This is a genomic window from Collinsella sp. LCP19S3_D3, from assembly GCF_052121455.1.
Classification (GTDB): Bacteria; Actinomycetota; Coriobacteriia; order Coriobacteriales; family Coriobacteriaceae; genus Collinsella.
In genome coordinates, this window is the sequence record NZ_JBQKEF010000004.1 from 41,871 (window position 1) to 58,437 (window position 16,567).

General features: G+C 61.3%; 13 protein-coding genes. 9 read left to right on the forward strand and 4 right to left on the reverse strand.

Going from position 1 to position 16,567, the window contains the following annotated elements; translation table 11 throughout:
- Positions 1 to 647 precede the first annotated feature (647 nt).
- Both ACTQXM_RS02595 and ACTQXM_RS02600 read left to right on the forward strand, forming a co-directional pair.
- Positions 648 to 851, forward strand: a complete 204-nt coding sequence (locus ACTQXM_RS02595; protein WP_117734431.1) for a type II toxin-antitoxin system RelB/DinJ family antitoxin — start codon at positions 648 to 650, stop codon at positions 849 to 851.
- Between the two features lie 88 nt (positions 852 to 939).
- A complete protein-coding gene (locus ACTQXM_RS02600) occupies positions 940 to 1,851 on the forward strand; it encodes a CPBP family glutamic-type intramembrane protease (RefSeq protein ID WP_441537141.1) in 912 nt (303 codons plus the stop codon).
- Here the strand turns inward: ACTQXM_RS02600 and ACTQXM_RS02605 are convergent.
- Positions 1,848 to 3,992, reverse strand: coding sequence for a YgiQ family radical SAM protein (locus ACTQXM_RS02605; protein ID WP_441537140.1), 2,145 nt, complete (start codon positions 3,990 to 3,992; stop codon positions 1,848 to 1,850). The genes ACTQXM_RS02600 and ACTQXM_RS02605 overlap by 4 nt on opposite strands.
- A gap of 250 nt (positions 3,993 to 4,242) precedes the next feature.
- Here ACTQXM_RS02605 and ACTQXM_RS02610 point away from each other — a divergent pair, with 250 nt between their 5' ends.
- From ACTQXM_RS02610 to ACTQXM_RS02625, 4 genes are all read left to right on the forward strand, one after another.
- Positions 4,243 to 4,959 (forward strand): YoaK family protein, encoded by a 717-nt coding sequence (locus tag ACTQXM_RS02610; protein ID WP_154515938.1) that lies wholly within the window; start codon positions 4,243 to 4,245, stop codon positions 4,957 to 4,959.
- A 229-nt stretch (positions 4,960 to 5,188) separates the two neighbouring features.
- A complete protein-coding gene (gene fucO, locus ACTQXM_RS02615; protein WP_154515935.1) occupies positions 5,189 to 6,355 on the forward strand; it encodes a lactaldehyde reductase in 1,167 nt (388 codons plus the stop codon).
- A 264-nt stretch (positions 6,356 to 6,619) separates the two neighbouring features.
- Positions 6,620 to 7,639, forward strand: a complete 1,020-nt coding sequence (locus tag ACTQXM_RS02620; protein WP_117635086.1) for a M42 family metallopeptidase — start codon at positions 6,620 to 6,622, stop codon at positions 7,637 to 7,639.
- 138 nt (positions 7,640 to 7,777) lie between these two features.
- Positions 7,778 to 9,151 (forward strand): hypothetical protein, encoded by a 1,374-nt coding sequence (locus tag ACTQXM_RS02625; RefSeq protein ID WP_441537139.1) that lies wholly within the window; start codon positions 7,778 to 7,780, stop codon positions 9,149 to 9,151.
- Between the two features lie 8 nt (positions 9,152 to 9,159).
- Here the strand turns inward: ACTQXM_RS02625 and mnmA are convergent, their stop codons facing one another.
- Positions 9,160 to 10,425 (reverse strand): tRNA 2-thiouridine(34) synthase MnmA, encoded by a 1,266-nt coding sequence (mnmA, locus tag ACTQXM_RS02630; RefSeq protein WP_441537138.1) that lies wholly within the window; start codon positions 10,423 to 10,425, stop codon positions 9,160 to 9,162.
- Between the two features lie 17 nt (positions 10,426 to 10,442).
- Positions 10,443 to 11,381, reverse strand: coding sequence for a cysteine synthase A (cysK, locus tag ACTQXM_RS02635; protein WP_154515926.1), 939 nt, complete (start codon positions 11,379 to 11,381; stop codon positions 10,443 to 10,445).
- Between the two features lie 251 nt (positions 11,382 to 11,632).
- On the opposite strand from cysK, the gene ACTQXM_RS02640 reads away from it, so the two are divergent.
- A complete protein-coding gene (locus ACTQXM_RS02640; RefSeq protein ID WP_154515923.1) occupies positions 11,633 to 12,061 on the forward strand; it encodes an RrF2 family transcriptional regulator in 429 nt (142 codons plus the stop codon).
- A 137-nt stretch (positions 12,062 to 12,198) separates the two neighbouring features.
- On the opposite strand, the gene ACTQXM_RS02645 is transcribed toward ACTQXM_RS02640, so the two are convergent.
- Complete coding sequence (locus ACTQXM_RS02645; RefSeq protein WP_427717799.1) at positions 12,199 to 12,564, reverse strand: phage holin family protein; 366 nt, start codon at positions 12,562 to 12,564, stop codon at positions 12,199 to 12,201.
- 326 nt (positions 12,565 to 12,890) lie between these two features.
- Here ACTQXM_RS02645 and ACTQXM_RS02650 point away from each other — a divergent pair, with 326 nt between their 5' ends.
- On the forward strand, positions 12,891 to 13,190 hold the full coding sequence (locus ACTQXM_RS02650; RefSeq protein ID WP_154515917.1) for a YerC/YecD family TrpR-related protein: 300 nt from the start codon (positions 12,891 to 12,893) through the stop codon (positions 13,188 to 13,190).
- Between the two features lie 274 nt (positions 13,191 to 13,464).
- Positions 13,465 to 16,566 (forward strand): PD-(D/E)XK nuclease family protein, encoded by a 3,102-nt coding sequence (locus ACTQXM_RS02655; RefSeq protein ID WP_441537137.1) that lies wholly within the window; start codon positions 13,465 to 13,467, stop codon positions 16,564 to 16,566.
- Position 16,567 lies beyond the last annotated feature (1 nt).

Consider the following 16,567-nt stretch of genomic DNA (forward strand, 5'->3'; position numbering starts at 1 on the left):
TGGCGCGCACGGGTCCCCCGGGGCGCGCCGTGCATTTTTGGGAGTTTTCAGCAAGCCGGGGTGACTGCATACGCGCCGGAATCGTCTTTTTGAGCCAGCGGGATCCTTCGGCAGGCGATTTGGGTTGGCTGACGGCGTCCGGCGCGGCGATAACGCGCGTTTCGCGTCGCGCCGTGCCCCAAAACGACGCCAATCGCGCGGCGTCCACGATTCGCGGCACCGCCTGCGGGGGCCGCGATGCTGAAAACTCCGGTTTTTGCACGGTACAAGCGGGGGTACGTTGGGACGAGAAGGGGTGCCCCCGTCTTTTTATGCATGGCATAAGCGAAATTATGCAAGACAATAGGGCGCCATGCGCCGGATACCCAGCCTGGGCGCGCCATACGCCGACGCTTAGGACCTCGATATCTCGGACATCATCACGCTCTAAATACTTACCCAGCAACAAATTAATCCGTCTTTTCTCCGTCCCCATGGGATCGGGTGTGGTATTCTATCTGCCGGGTATAACTTAGGAATACCAAGTAATACCAACGCCGCAGAAACAAACTCCAGATGCGGGCCAATCGGGTTGCCTTCACAGCCCGTCGCCCAGCCGCGTGGCCCGCATCTATCCGCACTACCGTTGTTTCAAAAAAGGAAGCGCCATGGCAGAACACATGACCCCGGTTGTCGCGAAGGTCTTGCCCGAGGAAAAGGCGGCCTTCGCGGCGGCGACCCAGCTCGTGGGCACCACGCCGTCCAACGCCATCCGCATGTTTATCGCCGCGTTCAATCGCTGTGGCACCTTCCCGTTCGACATCTCGCCCAACGGGGCCTTTGGCACTGCACCCGATTCTCATCAACAATGACTGTCCCAAACTGCCGGTACTTGGGGACGTTCATTTTCTGCCGGCAGTTAAGGAACGTCCCCAAGTACCGGGTTTTGAGGAGGCTGGCATGCTCAATGCGATAGCGTGGGCGCTCGCCTGTTTTGGCGTTGTCGCTGCCGATATAGCCCTGAGCGTCGTTTTGTTCTCCGCCCTTGGCGTCGCATCGGTGTTCATGGGTTTTTCGATCGATGACCTCGACATTCAATTGCTTCAGGCCGCCGCTCAGACGGCGTCGTTTTTGATGGCGCTGCTGTGGTGGCGTTATCTGTGGCCGCGCTCGTTTATGACGCGTTCGCAAAGCGAGCATCCGCTCGGCGGGGGAGCGCGTGGGGCGTGGAAACGCATCGCCTGCGTTATCGTGATCGGTCTTGCCCTGCAGGTGGTCGTTAGCTACGTGACCGACGCCGTGCTGTCGCTGTTGCCCGATGCCGCGGCCGACTACAGCGAGCTTGTCGAGGAAACGGGCATGGGCGATACCAGTCCTCTTGCCGTCCTGACCACGGTGCTCGGCGCGCCGTTTTGCGAAGAGCTCCTGGTGCGCGGTGTCATCTTTGAGTTTTCGCTGCGTGCGTTTAATCCCCAGTGCCGTCCGCTCTGGAAGCGCCGGCGTCGTGCGAGTGCGCAAGACGGCGCCATAGTGCCCTGGGCGGCCCCAAGCACGTGGGGTGTCGCCGCGGCGATTGTGCTGCAGGCGGCAATCTTTGGTTTTATGCACATGAATTGGGTGCAGGGTTGCTACGCGGGTGCCGCCGGCCTCATCTTTGGTTGGGTGCTCGTGACGACTGGAAAGCTTCGCTACACGATCCTGCTGCACTTTGCCTTTAATGCCGGGTCGTATCTCATGGGCCTGCTGTGGTTTGTGAACACGCCGGTCGACGTGGCAATTACGGTCGCTATCGCCGGCGTCATCCTCGTTGAGGCAATGCGCTCGCTGCGCCACGCGTGTGGGATGGACGCAGCGAGCACACTGCTGCCTTAGTTGCGGCGACCGCCTCCGTTGGCACCCTGACGCCCCTGAGCCGCACGGTTGCGCCCGGCGGTGTTCTGCGCGCGCGACATGCCGCTGTGCCCTTTGCTGCCCTTGGGCCCCTTGGCTCCAGCGCCGCCAGCGCCACCGTGGCCCTTGCCGCCCTTCTTGCCGGTGCCATGTCCGCCGCCGGCAGATGTCTCGCCCGGGCGTGGCGGCACGGGGCGGATCAGGCAATGCTTGGTGTAGCCGATCAGGTCGCGACGGCCGGCTTTCTCTAGCGCCTCGCGCACGAGCTTGTAGTTCTCGGGCTTGCGATACTGGATGAGCGCGCGCTGCATGGCCTTTTCGTGCGGGTCGCGCGCCACATAGATCGGCTCCATGGTGCGCGGGTCCACGCCGGTGTAGTACATGCACGTCGACATGGTGGACGGCGTGGGGTAGAAGTCCTGCACCTGCTCGGGCATGTAGCCCATGTCTCGCACGGCCTCGGCAAGGTCCACGGCTTCCTTCATCGTCGATCCGGGGTGGCTCGAGATCAGATACGGCACCACGTACTGCTTGAGTCCGTACTCGTGGTTCAAGCGTTCAAATTTGCGGCAGAATGCGTCGTAGACGGCTCGGCTCGGTTTGCCCATCACGGACAGCACCGCGTCGCTCACGTGCTCGGGTGCTACGCGTAGCTGGCCCGAGACGTGGTGCTCTAGCAGCTCGCGCAAAAACTCGTCCGAGGCATCGGCCATGGTGTAGTCGAAGCGGATGCCGCTGCGGACAAAGACTTTCTTGACGCCCGGCAGCTGGCGCAGGTCGCGCAGCAGCTGCGTGTAGCCGCTCTCGTCGACCACCATGTTCTTGCACACGCTCGGCCACAGGCAGCGCTTGTTCTTGCATACGCCGTGCTTGAGCTGCTTGTCGCAGGCGGGACGGCTAAAGTTGGCCGTCGGCCCGCCCACGTCGTTGATATAGCCCTTAAACTCGGGGTCGCGCGTGAGCAGCTCGGCCTCGCGCATGATCGAGTCGTGGCTGCGCATCTGCAGCACGCGACCCTGGTGGAAGGTGAGCGCGCAAAACGAGCACTCGCCAAAACAGCCGCGGTTGGAGCTGATCGAAAACTTGATCTCGGCAAAGGCCGGCACGCCGCCCGCCGCGTCGTAATCGGGATGCCAATCGCGTGCGTAGGGGAGCTCGGCCACCTCGTCCATCTCGTCGGTGGTGAGCGTCGCCGACGGCGGGTTCTGCACCACATAGACGCTGTTGGGGTAGGGCTCTACCAGGCGATGTCCGGTGATGGGGTCCATATTCTGCTGCTGCACGTTAAAGCTGCGCGCGTAGTTGAGCTTGTCGGCGGTAAGGTCGTCCCAACTGGGCAGCAGGTCGTAGTCGTAGACCTCGTCGAGCGAACCCGTGCGGTAGACGGTGCCGTTGATATAGGTAATCTGATCGACGGGCAGTCCCGCGTCGAGCGCGTCGGCGATCTCGACAATCGCGTGCTCGCCCATGCCGTAGATGAGGATGTCGGCGCCCGAGTCGAGCAGTACCGAGTGCTTGAGCTTGTCCTGCCAGTAGTCGTAGTGGGCCAAGCGACGCAGGCTTGCCTCGATGCCGCCGATGATGATGGGGGCGTCCTTGAATGTCTGGCGGATGAGGTTGCCGTAGACCGTGACGGCACGGTTGGGGCGGTGTCCCTCCTCGCCACCGGGGGTATAGGCGTCGGTGTGGCGGCGGTGCTTGGTCACCGAATAGTGGTTGACCATGGAGTCCATGTTGCCGGCGCTGACGAGAAAGCCCAGGCGCGGCTCGCCGAGCACGGTGATGCTGGCGGGGTCGGTCCAGTCGGGTTGGCAGATGATGCCCACCTTGTAGCCGTGCGCGTCGAGGACGCGGCTGATGATGGCCATGCCAAAGCTGGGATGGTCCACGTAAGCGTCGCCGCAGATGTAGACAAAGTCGCACTGGTCCCAGCCGCGCGCATCCATGTCGGCGCGGCTGACGGGGAGGAACTTATCGCGGCCCGGGCGCCAGGGGCGGACAGGCGCTGCCGGGACATGCGCGGGGCGCGAGCCCTGGGCTTTGCTTCCACGCTTTTGCTGCTGGCCGCGTTGGGCATGCTTGCCGTGCTGGTTGTGCTGAGCGTCCTGGGGCTTTTTTGCCACGATTCCTCCCGGTGTTTGTATGCTGCACGTAATTGTAACCAGTCTTTTTGGGACGGGGCTAAAAAGACTGGTGGAGTACACGAGGTGTCGGGTGTCGATGCCGCGCCCGCCGTTTGTTTCCAGACGGTGTATCTGCGCGTTGGGGAGTCCGTCTCGCGGGCGCGCCATGTTGTCAATGGGTTACAGTATGAACGGCGGCTATGTTTCCGCCAACGCACGAGAGGGTCGTCAACAAGGAGGGCGCACGACGATGCAGCGTGCCAAACAGATATCGGAGTCTATTGAGCTGGGCATCATCTTGGCGCTCGCCGGTGGCTTTATGGACGTTTATTCGTACATTGGGCGCGACCATGTTTTCGCCAACGCACAGACGGGCAACATCTTGCTGGTGGGCGTGAGCATCTCGGAGGGCAATTGGGCGCTCGCGGGGCGCTATTTCTTCCCTGTGGTGTCGTTTGCTGTGGGCATTATGCTTGCCGACCTGGTACACGAACGGTTTGGCAGCGTGATTCACTGGCGCCAGGTGACGGTGTTCTTTGAAGCCGTCATCTTGCTGGGCGTGAGCTTTATCCCCGGTGGCGGCTACAACTTGCTCGCCAACTGCCTCATCTCGTTTGCCTGCGGTATGCAGGTCGAGAGCTTTCGCAAGATCCACGGTCACGGTATTGCCACGACCATGTGCATCGGTAACCTGCGCAATGCTCTGCAAAACGTGGACGACTACATCATCACCCACAAGCGCGGCTTTTTGGAAAACGGCCTGCTGTACTTTGGCGTGATCTTTACCTTTGTGTTTGGCGCTGTGCTGGGAAACTGGTGTATTGAGCGCATGGGGCTGCACGCTATTGCGGTGGCGAGCGTGCTGCTGTTCGTGGCGTTTGCCATCATGTTTATCGACCGCGAGCGCGACCTGCGTTTTCGCTGGAAGCGCGCCTGCGAAGATTGGAAAGAGGCCTGCCAAAAATAGCGGCAGGATGTGGCAAGGGGCTGACCCCTTGCCACACTGATCAATAATGGGGAGGGGACGGTCATCTCGGCCGCCCCTTTTTTGTTTAGTGGTCAGGCGGTGACGATACCAGTTGTTGAAACGCTTTAAATAATCTGACGTTCTCACGCGTTTTTCGCTTCAAAAGCGTTAGGATGGGACTTATAGCGTGGGGCGTAATGGGTGCCCCGCACACGATGGGAGGCTATCAATGGCTAATCGTTTCGTTCTCAACACTATTTCTTATCATGGTTCCGGCGCCATCAAGGAGATCCCCGGCGAGCTCCAGCGTCGCGGCTACAAGAAGATTTTCGTCTGCTCCGACCCCGATCTGGTCAAGTTTGGCGTTACCGCTAAGGTGACCGACGAGCTCGATGCCGCCGGCATCGCTTGGAGCCTCTACTCCGAGATCAAGCCCAACCCCACTATCCAGAACGTCAAGGACGGCGTCGAGGCCTTCAAGGCCGCCGAGGCTGATGCTATCGTGACCGTCGGTGGCGGCTCCTCTATGGACACTGCCAAGGCCATCGGCATCATCATCAACAATCCCGAGTTCGCCGATGTCCGCAGCCTCGAGGGCGTTGCTCCCACTAAGAACCACGCCGTGTTCACCATCGCCGTGCCGACGACCGCCGGTACCGCTGCTGAGGTGACCATCAACTACGTCATCACCGACCCCGAGAAGGTCCGCAAGTTCGTGTGCGTCGACACCAACGATGCCCCCGAGGTCGCCGTCGTCGACCCCGACATGATGGCTTCCATGCCCGCCGGCCTGACCGCTTCCACCGGCATGGACGCTCTGACCCACGCCATCGAGGGCTACACCACCAAGGGCGCTTGGGAGCTCTCCGACATGTTCCACTTTGAGGCCATCAAGCTGATCAGCGAGAACCTGCGCGACTCCGTTGCCGAGGCCAAGTCCGGCCAGCCCGGCTCCGGCCGCGAGGGCATGGCTCTTGGTCAGTATGTCGCCGGCATGGGCTTCTCTAACGTTGGCTTGGGCATCGACCATGCCATGGCTCACACCCTGTCCGCTCACTACGACACCCCGCACGGCGTCGCTTGCGCCATGCTGCTGCCGATTGCCATGGAGTTCAACAAGCCGGTTTGCGCCGAGCGCCTGGCCAAGGTCGCCGTCGCCATGGGCGTTGACACCACGGGCATGAGCACCGATGAGGCTGCCGACGCCGCTATCGCCGCCGTTAAGCAGCTCTCCGCTGACGTGAACATCCCGCACGTCTGCGAGGCCATGAAGGCTGACGAGATCGAGGTCCTGGCCAAGGACGCCATGGCCGATGCTTGCTTCCCGGGCAACCCGCGTGAGGCGACGCTCGACGACGTCATCGAGCTCTTCAAGAAGATCTGCCCGGCTGCCTAACATGGTTCGGCGGGCCCCTGCCCGTTACCCCCACAATCGTCCTCGGACATGTCGGAGGCCCCGCTGCGCACTACGTGCGGCGGGGCCTCCTTCTGTCCTGCGGAAAGATTCTGGGGCTAACGGGCGGGGCCCGCCGGCTCGTTATCGTGGTGGGCGCTGCTCTGAGAAGCCCGATGGGTTGTCTCGCTAGGTAAAAAGATGGCTCGCGGTGGTATCGTTGCTGTGGGTTTAATTCGATATGAAAGGGTGACTTTGGTGTCCAAGATGGATTCTACGCTCTCCTATATTACTGACCAGTTGAAGGCGCTGACTTCTATTGCTTCGCCTACGGGCTATACCCGTGCGGCGACTGATTATCTAATGGAAACGTTGCGCGATATGGGCTTTGGCCCCGAGCGTTCCAATAAGGGCAACGTGCTGGTTGAGCTTGGCGGCGAGGGCGAGCCGCTTGTGTTGGCGAGCCATGTCGATACCCTGGGCGCCATGGTGCGCTCCATTAAGGACAATGGTCGCCTGCGTCCCACGACGCTCGGCGGGCATCAGTGGTCTACGGCCGATGGCGAGAACTGCACCGTCTACACGCGCGATGGCAATGTGTACACGGGTGTGGTCCTCAATACCGAGCCTTCGGCGCACGTGGCCGACGAGCCGGTCAAGACCATCGAGAAGAACATGGAAATCCTGCTCGATGAGAATGTCGACAGCAAGGATGACGTGCTTGAGCTGGGCATTCAGACGGGCGACATCATCGCTATGGACCCGCGTACCACGGTGACGGAGAGCGGCTACATTAAGAGCCGCTTCCTGGATGACAAGCTGTCGGCCTCCATTTTGCTGGGCTTGGCGCGTGCCGTCGCCGCTGGCGAGGTGACGCTTTCGCGCAAGGTTTCACTGCTCTTTACGGTGTACGAGGAGGTCGGCCACGGTGGCGCTTTCGTGCCAGCCGACACGCGCGAGATGATCAGCGTTGACATGGGTTGCGTGGGTGACGATCTGGGCTGCACCGAGCGCATGGTGTCGATTTGCGCCAAGGATTCGGGCGGCCCCTACAACTACGATCTGGTGACCACGCTGTCCAATATCGCGCGCGAGCTGGAGCTCGATTACGCCATCGACGTGTACCCGCATTACGGCTCAGACGTTGAGGCCACGCTCTCGGCCGGCTACGACATCCGTCACGGCCTGATCGGCCCCGGCGTGTACGCGAGCCACAACTACGAGCGCAGCCACATCGACGGCGTGCGCAATACCTACGAGCTGGTTCGCGCCTACGTTCAGCGCTAGGGGAGCAGCTTGCGACTCGGCTGACCAATCGCTAAAGCCCGATTTCTCGGGCTTTTTTTCGCTTTGGGTCGTTTAGTATTATGATGTATGTAATCTATTAACTAAACGTATAAATTACTTAACGAGGTGATGCGGTGTATGGATACGTCTGAGTACTTGTCTATGGGTGATGCTGCCCACCTGCTGGGCGTTACGAAAGCTCGCATATCTCAACTTGCCGCATCGGGAACGCTCGCGTGCGATATTGTGGGCGGACGGAAGATGGTCGAGTACAATTCCGCGGTCGCTTATCAAAAGGTCCGCAAACGTGGACGCCGTCCTGCGGCCGATGTGGGGCGCAAGTTTACGCTGATGTCGGCCGACCATGAGGTCGCGCATGTCTCATTTGATCCGTCGCGCGAATTTCCCTTCGAAATCGCGGAGGTCCTCGATGCACAACGAATGCCGTTTGGCACGTGCTCGAGCTCTTCTCCTACGGTGAATAAACGGGAGCTCAACGTGTGGTGGAGCCATCGGTCGGTGCCCGATGTTCGCCCCGGACTCGTCTCGCGCTATCGTGAACTGGGAATTGCCAGTGGCATCGAGGTCCCGGTTCAGTGCCTGGGCCTCTCGCTTTCGGATTGCTATTGGCTGCGGCCGGCAGAATGCGACGGGCTCAAATGGCGAAACCTCAATTACTTCGAGAATGATTTTGAGCGATCGGCGCCCGAGGGACGTTCGGGTTGGCTGGAGGGCATCGGTCTTAAAAATCCGGATAACACGTCCGAGGGCGAGCTCCCTAAATCGTGGATGATCCGAAACGGCATTCGCGTTTTGGCTAAAGGTTGCGGCATGGACGATCAGCGTCCCTTTAACGAGGCGGTTGCAACGGCTCTACATCGTCGCTTGTTGTCGGAGGGCGAGTATGTTCCTTATACGGTTGAGCGAATGTTCGATGGCCCTGTGTGTCTGTGCGACGACTTTCTTGACGGCCGCGAGGAATACGTTCCGGCTGTTTACGGTAAGGGCGCACTTGGTAGCCAGCGGGGAAACTCGACATACGACCGGTACTGCCGCTTCCTTGGTAAGCATGGAGCAGACGAGGCTGCCGTGAGAAGGTCTATGTCGCAGATGATTGTCTGCGATGCCCTTTTGGCCAACAGCGATCGCCATTGGCGAAACTTCGGCATCATCCGCAATGTCGACACCCTGGAGATAAGGCCTGCTCCGCTGTTCGATAGCGGCAACTGCCTATGGTACAACGTACCAACTGCCGTGCTCGCAGCTGGGGAGTTTGGGTTTTCTGCTAAGCCGTTTGGGCCCGACCCTTCCGTCCAGCTGGCGCTTGCGGACTCACTCGATTGGTTCGATTCATCGCGGCTCAACGGATTTGTTGATGAGGCGATCGAGATTCTTTCGCAGAGCGAATGGGCCACAGCGGAGGGCCGGCTCGAGTCCATTTGCCGCGGCCTCGAGCGTCGCGTTATCGAGGTGAATGCTGCTGTTGAAGTGCTTCGACACGTGCGGCGATAATCCTGCGGCTACCTGATGGCGGCGGTTACGGTGCCGCCGCCCAGGACGACGTCGCCGCGATAGATAACGACGGCCTGGCCGGGGGCGACGGCGCGCTGCGGCTCGTCAAAGGTCAGAAGCATCTGTCCGTCGGCGCCACGTGTAAGGGTCGCTGCCTGGTCCTTTTGACGGTAGCGGTACTTGGTGCCCACGCGAATGTCGCCGGACGTGAGCTCTGCCTCCATGCGGTCGGCAGGGGCGCTCCAGATCCAGTCATTGGCCGTGAGTGCTGTCGCCGTCAGGTCCTCAGCCTCGCCCAGATGCACAATGTTGTTGGCGGCATCGACGCCCGTTACATACACGGGGCGCGCCATCGCGACGCCCAGGCCCTTGCGCTGGCCGACGGTATAGCGCAGTGCGCCGTTGTGGCGTCCGACCACGCTGCCGTCGCGCCATACAATATCGCCTGGCTCGGCGGCATGCCCACAGCGGCGCTCGATATAGCCCGCGTAGTCGCCGTCCGCGATAAAACAGATATCCTCGCTCTCGGCCTTCTTGGCGTTGACGAAGCCCTGCTCGGCGGCAATGCGGCGCACGTCGTGCTCTTTGTCCAACCCTGCCAGCGGAAAGATTGTGCGTGCCAGGCGCTCTTGCGTGAGCGAATACAAAAAGTAACTCTGGTCCTTCTTGGAGTCTTCGCCGCGGTGCAGCTGCCAGGTGCCATCGGGCGCTTGGCTCGTTTTGGCGTAGTGACCCGTGGCAATGTAGTCGCAGCCCATATCGAGCGCCGCGTCGAGCAGCGCGCCAAACTTAATATGGCGGTTGCAGATGATGCACGGGTTGGGCGTCAGCCCCTCCTGGTAGGCAGTCACGAAGCGCTCGATAACGTTGCGGTCGAAGGTCTGCTGCAGGTCGAGCACATGGTGAGGTATCCCCAGGCGATCGGCGACGGCCTTTGCATCGGCGATGTCACGGTCGACCTTGCTCATGCCCGTGACGGGATCGGGCGCAGGGCAGGTGAGGCGCATAGTGGCTCCGACGCATTCGTAGCCTTGGCACTTGAGCAGATAGGCAGTCACGCTGGAATCGACGCCGCCGCTCATGGCGACGAGCACGCGCTTGTTGTGCATGGGGAGGTTCTCCTTGGTGGCATGTGGCCAAAAAAGAAAAGCGGCGCGGGAGGCTGGTTCCGCGCCGCAGACATTGTAGCAAGTTCGGACGTCTCGTGGGACACCCCGACGGGATGGGCTCAGACCGCCGGGAGAGAGAGGAGGCAGGTTCGTCCTTGAGCTCAACCTATGGGAAAAAGGCTCTAGTCCTGGAACAGTGCCGTGGACAGGTAGCGCTCACCGGTATCGGCGAGCAGTGCCACGATGGTCTTGCCCTCGTTCTCGGGGCGCTTGGCTAGCTGCAGCGCGGCCCACACGGCGGCACCGGACGAAATGCCCACGAGCACGCCCTCCTTGTGGCCCACGGCGCGGCCGGTGGCAAAGGCGTCGTCGTTCTCGACGGGGATGATCTCGTCATAGACCTGGGTGTCGAGGACGTCGGGCACAAAGCCGGCACCGATGCCCTGGATCTTGTGCGGACCGGCCTGGCCCTTGGAGAGTACCGGGGAGGTGGCGGGCTCGACGGCGACAACCTGAATCTCGGGGTTCTGCTCCTTGAGGAACTCGCCCACACCGGTCACGGTGCCGCCGGTGCCAACGCCGGCGACGAAGATGTCGACCTTGCCGTCGGTGTCGTCCCAGATCTCGGGGCCGGTCGTGGCCTTATGAATGGCGGGGTTGGCGGGGTTCACGAACTGGCCGGCGATGATGCTGTTGGGGGTCTCCTTCTGCAGCTCCTCGGCCCTGGCGATGGCGCCCTTCATGCCCTTGGAGCCGTCGGTGAGCACGAGCTGTGCGCCGTATGCCTGCATAAGCTTGCGGCGCTCGACGGACATGGTTTCGGGCATGGTGATGATCACCTTGTAGCCGCGAGCCGCCGCCACCGAGGCGATGCCGACGCCGGTGTTGCCGCTCGTGGGCTCGATGATGGTATAGTCGCCGCCGCGCACGAGCTTGCCGGCCTTCTCGGCCTCGTCAATCATGTTCTTGGCGACGCGGTCTTTGACGGACCCGGCGGGGTTGAAGTATTCCAATTTGACGAGCACGCGGGCCTTGAGGTCCTCATCGGCCTCAAAGTGAGTGAGCTCCAAAAGCGGGGTGTGGCCGATAAGCTGATCGATGGACGTATAAACCTTGCTCATGGTGAACCTCCAAGTGTTCAAATGACTGGATACCGTGTAGTTTTACGGTGGCCTAGTAGCTAAACCCATAAACCTTATAGGTTGTTCATTTAGCTGTTGGCAAGCATAGTAGACACTAAAGCCTAGTAATGCAATAGGAAATAGGAGATTATTACGAGCCGATTAACCACCTTGACTGGAATGGGTATTTTCAAAGCCAATTTTTCGGCTAGAATTTCAACGGATTAAAAGACCGAAAGGCAGCACTATATATGTTGGTTTCTACTAAGGGCAGGTACGCCCTGCGCGTTATGGTCGACCTGGCCGAGCACCAGGCGGCCGGTCGCATCCCGCTCAAAGAGATCGCGGCGCGACAGGGGATTTCCGAGAAATATCTCGAGAACATCTTGGCTACGCTCGTGCGCGCCAACATGCTTTCGGGCATGCGTGGCAAGGGCGGCGGCTACGTGCTCACGCGCCCGCCCGAGCAGTACACGGTGGGAGAGATCTTGCGCCTGACCGAGGGCAGCCTGGCGCCGGTCGCCTGCCTGGATGGCGACTGCAAGGGCTGCTCGCGATCTGATGAGTGCCCCACGCTCGACGTGTGGAAGAACCTGGACAAGCTCATCAACGACTACCTCGACGGTGTGACGCTCGATGCGCTCGTCGCCCCCAACGGGGGCTACGACTACGTCATCTAGCCCCACCAGCCATTTGGGGACGGGGTAGAAATGGTAGATTTTCTTGTCCTCTGAGGCTTGACAAAGGCGAAGGCCGTCCATCGTTGCGATGGACGGCCTTCGTTTTGGCGTGTTGTGGCGGTCCGTATCCGGTTGCTTTAGTTCCTGGCGATGCTGTCGAAGATGCTTCGAGTGATGGACACCAAAATGCTACCCATAAAGGCCGACCCAAAGCTGGCAATGGAGATGCCCGCGCCCAGTAGATTTACCGATAGGTAGCTGGCAAGCTCGAGCATAAAGCTGTTGACTACAAGCTGAAAAATACCCAGCGTGATAATGGTGAGCGGCAGCGAGATGACCGTCAGGAGCGGCTTGACGAGCGAGTCGACGACGTTGAGGAACAGTCCCACAAAGGCAAAGCAGACCCAGGCGTCGGCCATGCCGAAGGGCTGAATGCCGGGGACGAGGAACGTGGCGATCGCGATAGCGATTGAGGTCAAAAGCCAGTTGAGCAAGAAGCGCATGGTGGGTTCCTTTCCGGTGCGCGTGACGTGTTGGTGGCGCGTAAGCTCGTTTGCCGCGGCGAATCGGATGGTTGCCTTGGCGTGCGCCTCTGCGTTGGGCGCCCATTGTCTCAGATATTCGTGGAGCTTGCGTGCGCATTCGGTTTCAAAACGGCGTTCGTCCTAAAAAACGCGCCGCTGACAGAGAGTCTTGTCACTTTAGTTTGGTGGTGTGCTAAACTGCTACGGGCAAAAGCTACATGCGTTGCCCTATTGCATAGAATGGGCGAACGATGCCCGGTGCCAGTATCAACTTCGATGCCTTTTGGCGGGTTTGGCGGTGATCGATGAATATCGAGAACATGTTTGACAAGCCTGATGTCAAGCAGCTAGTCCACGCATTTAGTCTTTTGGACGACGAGAAAGATATCCAAGCGTTTTTGACCGATATCTGCACACCGCGCGAGATTTGCGATCTATCGCAGCGTCTGCAGGTCGCGCGCTACCTGGATGAGGGCGAGCCCTATGTCGAGGTTCAGGTCCGTACCGGCGCTTCGTCCACCACGGTGAGCCGTGTATCCAAGGCGCTCAACGGCGAGTACGGTGGCTACCGCAAGATCCTCATTAAGCTGGAGGATGGCGAATAGGCCGCGGCAAAACGAATTGTGAAAAACCGCTCCTCCGGGGGCGGTTTTTATATGCCGAATAATTGGTGCAAAGGGGCCAGGTTCGCTTGCACCAATGTGGCGCAAGCGAACCTGTCCCCCTTGCACCGACGGACGAGTCTGCCCCCTTGGCACCAATGTGGTGCAAAGCGACTTGTCTCCAAAGCGCCAAAAGATGAAGCTGCGGTGGCAATGTGTCCGCTTGGGCGGGTAGGATGGATGCATTGATTATTGCGAACAGTTTGAGTGGAGGGCCATGCCTGTTCGAATCTATACCACTAATGCCGGCACGGATTTGAGCGATGCCGAATCGGCGCTGCTTGCCGACCTTATTGCCCGCCACGGGCGTGCCGTGCTGCTGGCGCCAACGTTTGCCGAGCTCGACCTGTGCCGTCATGATGCGGCGGAAGCCGGCGTTTCGCTGGGCATCGATTACAAGACGCCCGCGTCGTGGCTTCGCTCGCTTTGGGAGCTTTTGGGCGACGGGCGCGGTTTCGTCGACAACCTGCAGCGCCAGATGCTGTTTTCGGACATGGTCACGCGTCTCGATGATGTCGACCTGCAGCCGCTTTCGCGCAGCCAGGGCACGGTGCGCATGCTTGCGCGCATGGCCCGCGATGTGCTGCCAGGTGTGGCGGGGACAGCTGCCGAGCGATGCCGTGGCAACAATTGCCGGCCTGAGCCAAAAAGCGATGCCGAGGCTCGTGTGTTCGAGCTTTTGCGTGCCTACGCGGGCGGTTTGGACCGTCGAGATATGGTCGAGCCCTGCGAGGCGGCTGACATTATGGCCAGCGCCCTGGCCGATAATCTGCCGGCGCGCGCCCGTGCCGTCTGTGTACGCGGCGTCACGTCGTTTACGCACGGTCTGCTCGAGCTGCTGTCTGCTGTGGCGAACAGTGGGGGAGAGGTCGTCGTGCTGCTTGCTCGCGAGCAGGCGGCGATGCGCGAGGAACTTGCCGCGGCATTTGATGCCAGCGGTGTGCTGTTTGAGGTCGCGCCGCTGGGGGAGGACGCCGTCGCGTCTGATGCCGCTTGTGGAGCTACCGCTCAGCCTGCCTTTATTGAGGTCGCTGGCCCCCACGCCCGTGCTCATGCTTATGCGGACGCAATTGATGATCTGGTAAAAGCGTGCCAGGGTTTCGGGGCCGACGATACCGCCGGCCTCTCCGCCGACCCCGTACGCGTGCTCGTTGTTTCTGCCCGGGCACCCCAGCTGTTCGGTGAGCTCGCCTCTCGTCTGGCGGCTCGTCATATCGCTGCCGAGACAACTGAATTCACGGCGTTTTCCCAATCCATTGCGGGCAGGCAGTTTGCGGCGCTTGCCAGCTTGATCGAGCGCATGAAGGCGGCCGATAAGGGTGTGGCGTCAAAGACCGAGTGGTGGCCCGCGCCGGAGCTTACCGACTGGATCTACAGCCCGCTTTCGGGCGCTGATGCAGCCAATGCCCGTATCTTCGATAAGAATATGCGTCTCTCGCGTAGCAAGACTACCGCGGGCGCTAAGAGCCTGCTGCAGAGCGTGCAAGGCCAGGTGAGGGGCGCACGCAAGGCGGCGAGCGACGAAAACTGGTTTAAGAACGTACCGTGTGTGGTCTCGGACGTGTTCCAGGCACTGTGGCGCGACAAGCCCGTGACGGCGCTCAAGGCCATGCTTGCCGTTGCCGAGGCGTTGCCCGATCGCTCGCTGGGCAGCCTGGATGGCCAAGCTCGTCGCCAAGCGGAGACGGCCCTGCTGCGCCACGCCATCGACATCCTTATGAATGACGCCCGCGCGCTCGACGTGTCGCAGGCCGCGACCGTGCCCGTGCTCGATGGCATTCGCACCAAGGTGGACAAGCGTAGCACCGCCTACGATTACGAGACCTACGAGGTTGACGGTGCGCCACGTGCCCAGGTTCGCTTTGCCTCGCTTGCCGATGCGGCGGCTCTGCGCCCCGGCAGCTACGATGCCGTGCTGTTTGCCGATGTCGATCTGGACAGCTATCCGCTCTCACACGAGGAAGGACCGCTGGCCACGTTGGCTGCGAGCCTTGGTCGCGAGGGCGTGACGCTTGAGCCTGCGGCCTTGTTGCGCGTGCGCTTTGGCCACGCGATGCGGGCGGCACGTGGCCCAGTTGCGCTTGCGCGCGTGACGCACGATCGCCAGGCGCGCGAGTGCTATCCGGCTGCCGTGTGGACCGAGTTGCGGGCGCATGCCGAGGCCACCGGTGCCGCTCAGGTGACATGCGTGGGCGAGGGCGATATCGTAGGTGATTTTGACCCTGCAGCCGGCAAGGGCCTCAAGCGCGAGCGCGTGGCATGCGAGGCTCCTCAGCATTTGAGCGAGGCGGCCGTGCCATATCTGGTCTTGCGCCGTCGGGACGGCGAGGGCGAGGACGCGCCGCTTGTACCGCGTCTGACGTCTGCCTCGCAGATCGAGGCCTATTCCACCTGCCCGCTGTGCTGGTTCGTCTCGTATCGCGTTAAGCCCCAGTCTATCGACGCGGGTTTTGGCAACATGGAGAAGGGCAACTTTGTCCACGACGTGCTGGAACATCTGCATGCCCGTTTGCCCCAAGAGGGCATGGAGCGTGTGACGCCCGAAAACCTGCCGCGTGCGCAGGAGCTGCTGCACGAGGTCTTTGCCGAGACCTTGGCCGAGCACGCCGGCAAACGTGGCAACGAGGGCCCGCTGGTGCCGCTCTCGCCGGTGGAGGAGCGTCAGGTGGCCGAGATCTTGCCGCAGCTGGAGGGCGTGCTTGCCTACGAGTCCGAGGCGCTTGCCCCCTTCGCTCCGCGCTACCTGGAGTTTGCGTTCAACGAGCTCCAGGTCGAGTATGCCGGCTGGCCGCTCGGCGGGCGCATCGACCGCGTGGATGTGGATGCCGAGAATCGCGCTGTGGTGATTGACTACAAGCATCGCACGGGCGTTGAGGAGTTTAAGCTCGCCGACCCTACGGTGCGCGACGAGGAGTCGGGCACGGCGCCCATCGACGATCCGCGCTGGTTGCCGCCACATACCCAAACGCTCATCTACGCCCAGGCCATGCGCCGGGCGCTGGATTTGGATACCCGTGCGGCACTCTATTTTTCGACCAAGGGCGCTAGGCCCGCGTTGCGCGGTGCCGCGAGCGCCGAGCTACTCGAGGAGGAGCGTGGCGACGGTCGCATCCCGGGCCTTAAGAAAGGTTTCCCCGGCGACGAGGGTGGCAGCATGGACTTCGACGCCCTGCTCGATCGCGTGGAGGCCGGCATCGCCGAGCGCTTGCGCGAACTCGAGGCGGGCAACGTCACTGCTGTCGACCCGGCGTCGACGCAGGCCGCGCATGCCCGCTGCTCGTATAACCACGAAGGAACGTTTGTAAGGAGGGACGTGTAGA